Genomic DNA, 4,058 nt, shown 5'->3' with positions numbered 1-4,058 from the left:
CGAGAGCGAACCAGGTCAGCACCGTCAGGACCACGATGCGGCCCTCACGGGGTCGGCGGCGCTCCGCCGCGCGCGCGGCGAGCTCGGCGCCCGCGGCCGCGCCGCCCACGAGCAGGGCGACCGCGCCCGCGCCGCGCCGGTGCGCGTCGGCTGCCGGTCCCCCGATCAGCCCCCGCTCGACCCGCGCCGCCACCGCACCGAACCCGGCGACCGGATGTCCGCGCCGCGGATCGCCGAGCAGCGCGTCCGCGCCGAACCCCGCGAGCAGGCCGACCGCGCTCATGTCCCCACCGGCACGTTCATCCCGGCCACGGTCCATCGCGCGTCCCAGCCGTGGAGCTCCACCGCGTGCAGCGGCGCGATGTCCACCCGCCAGAAGGCCTCGATCGGCGCTTCGAGCGCATGGACGACGGCGGCCTTGATCACCCCGCCGTGCGTCACCGCGAGCAGCCGCCCGTCGTGCGACGCCTGCCGGTCGAGCCAGTCGCCGACCCGCCCGAGCAGCACCCGCAACGACTCCCCGCCGTGCGGCGCGGCGTCGGCATCCCCCATCCAGGCGGCAACCACGTCGGGCTCCGTGGCGCTGACCTCCTCCAGCGACCGCCCGGCCCACGACCCGAAGTCCGCCTCGCGCAGAGCGACGTCGGTGACTGCTCCCGAAAGCCCGAGCAGCTCCGCCGTCCGCCGCGCCCGTGCCAGCGGGCTGCAGGCCACGCCGTCGCGGGCCCAGCCGGCGGCAGCCACCCCGGGGGCGGCCACCCGCGCGTCCGCCTCGCCGGCCGCGTCGAGCGGCTCGCCCTCCACCGGGAACGCAGCACCGCGGACCGCGGCGGTCCGGGCGTGACGCAGGAGGACGAGGCGTCGCATAGGACGGTCAGGCCGCGGCCCGCACCGGCGTCCGCACGGCGGAGACCTGTCGCGCCGCCCGCTCCGCGGCGATCCCGTAGCCGATCCCCAGCGCCGACCAGAACACGGCCTGCGTGCCGAGCGATGACAGCCGGAACTTCCACAGCAGCGACGCCGGGAAGTTGGCGGGCACCTCGTCGACGTCCGGCAGCGCGACCACCAGCACCAGCACCAGGCCGGCGAAGGTGAGCAGCATCGCGACCGGCCGGCGCCACGGCTCGCCCGCACCGCCGCGCTCCGCGATCCGGCCCACCCGCACGGCCGCGAGCACCGCGAGGGCACCGCCCACCAGCAGCGTCAGGTAGAGCCACGTCCGCTCCCCGATCGTGTCGGGATCGCCGACCGCCGGCGGGTTCGCCGGGTACTTGATGAACGGGACGAGCGCGAGCGCGACGAACGCGGATCCGGCGACGAGCACCGAGAGATGCCAGTCGCTGCGCGGCCGGCCGCGACCGCGCACGAGCAGGAACACGGCGCTGAAGATCACGCCCATCGCGATGCCGTACGCGACATTCCCCAGGAACAGCCCGCCGCGCTGCGCCTCGCGCGACACGACGAGGTCGGAGATGTGCGCGGGGATGAAGGTCAGCGACGCGTGCGCCGCCGCCTTCGACTCCTCGATGTCGATGGCGTCCTGCACCAGTGGCTCACCCACGAGGAACGCGAACAGACCGGCCAGCAGGCCGGCGATCACGCCGAGAGCGAGCCCCCGGCGGACGGGGGCCCAGACCATGTCGGCCTCAGCCGATCAGTGGCACGGGACGCCGAGCAGGTGCCGGGCGTCATGGACCAGTTCGTGCAGGAGCGTGCCGGTCTGCGAGACCGCGCCCTGGTCGAACTGGACGATGTGGACGAGCAGCAGCATCGCGAGAGCGGCGAGCAGTGCCGGAGCCAGGTCGCGGAGCGGGACCGGCGTGGTCGTCTGGGTTGCGTTCATGTGGGCCTCCCGGGATCTGAGCGTCCCGAATCGATGGGCCGTGGCGGGCGGAGTGTCCTGGCTCCCGGATCGCTGCTCGCCTCGCCTTCCAGCCCATCAGGGCCGTGGCTTCGTGAGGTTCGCTCCCCGGACACAGTGGCGCGACCGCCCCGGATTTCAACCGGGTTCCTGCGCGCCGCCACGAGTACGCCGGCCAACCTAGCGGACGGGCGCCGCCGATGCCAGCGCGGCGGGTGTCGCTCCGGCGATGACGTACTCTGCGCCCCCCGTGTCGTCCTCCGACGCCTTCCTGCGGCCGCCGACCCCGGCGGGATTCGACCCTTCGCGGGCAGCGGAGCGTGCCGCCGACCCCGAGGCCTGGCGGTACGCCGACGACGCTCTTGAGGTCGTCCACCGCGTCATCGCAGAACGCCGCGATATCCGGCGCTTTCGTCCCGATGCGGTCCCCGACGACGTGCTCGGGCGGGTGCTTGCAGCGGCCCACCGCGCACCCTCCGTCGGGCTGATGCAGCCGTGGCGATTCGTCGTCGTCCGTGACGTGGCGACGCGCAGTTCGATGCGCCGCCTGTGTCAGCGCGAGCGCCTGCGCCAGGCCGAGCGGTTCGACGAGCGCGCCCGCCATTTCCTGGACCAGAAGATCGAGGGGGTCGTCGAGGCGCCGCTGGGGGTCGTCGTCTGCTGCGACCACGGCGACCCGGGCGCGAACGTGCTCGGTCGCGGGACGATCCCGGAGACCGACGTCTACTCCACGGCCTGCGCGATCCAGAACCTGTGGCTCGCCGCGCGCGCCGAGGGCCTGGGGGTCGGCTGGGTCAGCTTCTACCGCCCGCGCGACCTGCGCGAACTGCTGGGGATCCCGGAACGCGTGGAGCCGATGGCCTGGCTGTGCCTCGGCTGGCCGGACGAGCGCCCGGTGCGCCCCGGCCTGGAGGCGGCCGGGTGGGCGACTCGCCTGCCGCTGGATGACGTGGTGATGCAGGAGTGCTGGGACCCGGAGGCGCCCGTCAGCGCGAGCGCCACGGGGAACCCCGGCCCCGATCGCGTCGCCGCGGCCGCGGCGCGCGACCGCTTCGACGCGCTCGTGGCGCCCGGCGGGAGCCTCGGAGCGCTGCATACGCACGTCGAGCGCTGGGCCGCCGTGACCGGTGCCGCGCCACCGCCGGGCCTGCGCGCCGGCGTGCTCGTCTGCGCGGCGGATCACGGCCACGTCGACCGCGGGACGAGCCTCTTCGACGACACCGTGACCACCGACATCGTCGCCGCGACCGCGCGGGCCGAGACCGCCGTCGCGGTGCTCGCCGCAGCGAGCGGACACGAGTTGCTCGTCGCCGACCTGGGGTTGCGGGGGGACCGTCCGGACGGTGTTGCGGACTGCCGTGTCGCCGACGGCACAGCCGATCTCGTCATCGGTGATGCGCTGACAGCCGAGCAGCTCGACGCGGCCTGGCGGGCCGGCGAGGAACTCGCCGGCGACCTGATCGCCCGCGGCGTCGACGCCCTCGTGCTGGGCGAGATCGGGATCGGCAACACGACCACGGCGTCCGCGCTCGCGGCGCTGCTCGGCGTCGCCGAGCCTGCCCGGCTCGTCGGTCGCGGAACCGGCACCGATCACGCCGGGATCGTGCGCAAGACCGCGGTCGTCCAGGCGGTGCTCGACCGCGCCGGATCCCGCCTCCCCGTCCCCGGCCGCGAGGCGCTCCGGCGCGCCGGCGGGCTCGAGCTCACGGCGCTCGCAGGGGCCGCGACCGCGGCCGCGCACGCCCGCATCCCGGTGGTGCTAGACGGCTTCGCGACGAGCGTCGCCGCGCTCTGCGCGGTCCGCGAGGATCCGCTCGTCGCAGACGTGCTCTTCGCCGGTCACCGCTCCGCGGAGCCCGCCCACGCCCTCGTCCTGCAGGAGCTCGGCCTCGAGCCGCTGCTCGATCTGCGCCTGCGGCTGGGGGAGGCATCGGGCGCCCTGCTCGCCCTCCCGCTGCTCGCCCAGGCCGGCCATCTGCACCGGCAGATGGGGACGTTCGCCGAGCGCTGACCGCCGCGATACGCAAGAACCCCCACGTGCCGGGAGATCTGGCCAAGCCCTCCACCGGACTCGAACCGGTGACCCCTTCCTTACCATGGAAGTGCTCTACCAACTGAGCTAGGAGGGCGTGGCGGGCAAGGATAGCGGCCCTCGCGTGAGGTCGCGCCCCGACCGCCCACCGGGGGCGTAGGCTGG

5 protein-coding genes, 1 tRNA gene and 1 riboswitch are annotated in these 4,058 nt (G+C 74.9%); of the genes, 1 reads left to right on the top strand and 5 read right to left on the bottom strand.

Annotated features, from left to right (window positions below):
* The 4 genes from ABYE80_RS18085 to ABYE80_RS18070 form a co-directional block, all read right to left on the bottom strand.
* The coding region (locus ABYE80_RS18085; protein ID WP_372791700.1) for a cobalamin biosynthesis protein at positions 1-283 on the bottom strand (283 nt) is incomplete at its 3' end.
* Positions 280-867, bottom strand: a complete 588-nt coding sequence (locus ABYE80_RS18080) for a histidine phosphatase family protein (RefSeq protein ID WP_372791699.1) — start codon at positions 865-867, stop codon at positions 280-282. The genes ABYE80_RS18080 and ABYE80_RS18085, both read right to left, overlap by 4 nt.
* A gap of 7 nt (positions 868-874) precedes the next feature.
* Positions 875-1,639: a CbtA family protein gene (locus ABYE80_RS18075; protein WP_372791698.1), complete on the bottom strand. Its 765-nt coding sequence runs from the start codon at positions 1,637-1,639 to the stop codon at positions 875-877.
* A 15-nt stretch (positions 1,640-1,654) separates the two neighbouring features.
* Positions 1,655-1,843, bottom strand: coding sequence for a CbtB-domain containing protein (locus ABYE80_RS18070; RefSeq protein WP_372791697.1), 189 nt, complete (start codon positions 1,841-1,843; stop codon positions 1,655-1,657).
* Positions 1,844-1,894: 51 nt separating this feature from the next.
* Positions 1,895-2,013, bottom strand: a riboswitch (cobalamin riboswitch).
* Positions 2,014-2,111: 98 nt separating this feature from the next.
* Here ABYE80_RS18070 and bluB point away from each other — a divergent pair.
* Positions 2,112-3,872 carry a 5,6-dimethylbenzimidazole synthase gene (gene bluB, locus ABYE80_RS18065; RefSeq protein WP_372791696.1) on the top strand — a complete coding sequence of 587 codons (1,761 nt, stop codon included), beginning with the start codon at positions 2,112-2,114 and terminating at the stop codon, positions 3,870-3,872.
* A gap of 45 nt (positions 3,873-3,917) precedes the next feature.
* On the opposite strand, the gene ABYE80_RS18060 is transcribed toward bluB, so the two are convergent.
* Positions 3,918-3,990: transfer RNA gene (locus tag ABYE80_RS18060), tRNA-Thr, on the bottom strand.
* Positions 3,991-4,058 lie beyond the last annotated feature (68 nt).

The sequence above is a fragment of the Paraconexibacter sp. genome, from assembly GCF_041602235.1.
GTDB lineage: Bacteria > Actinomycetota > Thermoleophilia > Solirubrobacterales > Solirubrobacteraceae > Paraconexibacter.
Note: the sequence above shows the minus strand (reverse complement) of the source record. Positions and strands in the feature narration are given on the sequence as shown.